The sequence below is a fragment of the Herbidospora sp. RD11066 genome, from assembly GCF_054661255.1.
Window position 1 is genome coordinate 1 of sequence record NZ_BAAGDO010000044.1, and the last position, 416, is coordinate 416.

Annotated in this window: 1 protein-coding gene; it reads right to left on the reverse strand. The window is 37.7% G+C overall.

What is annotated here, in order from left to right; genetic code table 11:
* A partial coding sequence (locus ACYQ78_RS39290; protein ID WP_459806086.1) for an adaptor protein MecA occupies positions 1-159 on the reverse strand: 159 nt, incomplete at its 3' end.
* Between the last annotated feature and the right edge of the window lie 257 nt (positions 160-416).

Here is a 416-nt window from a genome sequence, read left to right on the forward strand (position 1 = left end):
TAACTCATCCAAGATAGCATAAAAGAACTCTTCTGTTTTTTCTTGAGGAACGAGAAAGTCAGCAATCTCCATTCCTCGATCCATCAAATCCTCTAAAGACATCGTGATTTTTAAAGTTGTATCACTGATTTGTTTCATTTTCATTGCTAGTAACCTCATACTTTCAGTTCTATCTATTATACTAGATTTTTACGATTTTATCAAAAGAAGGCTCCTTTGTCGATATAGATTTTCCATAGGGTAACTTCTGTAGAAGACCCTAATACTCTTCGAAAATCTCTTCAAACCACGTCAACGTCGCCTTGCCGTACTCAAGTACAGCCTGCGGCTAGCTTCCTAGTTTGCTCTTTGATTTTCATTGAGTATAAGGAGGAAATCATGTACCATATAAAAGAAGCTGCGCAGCTTTCGGGCGT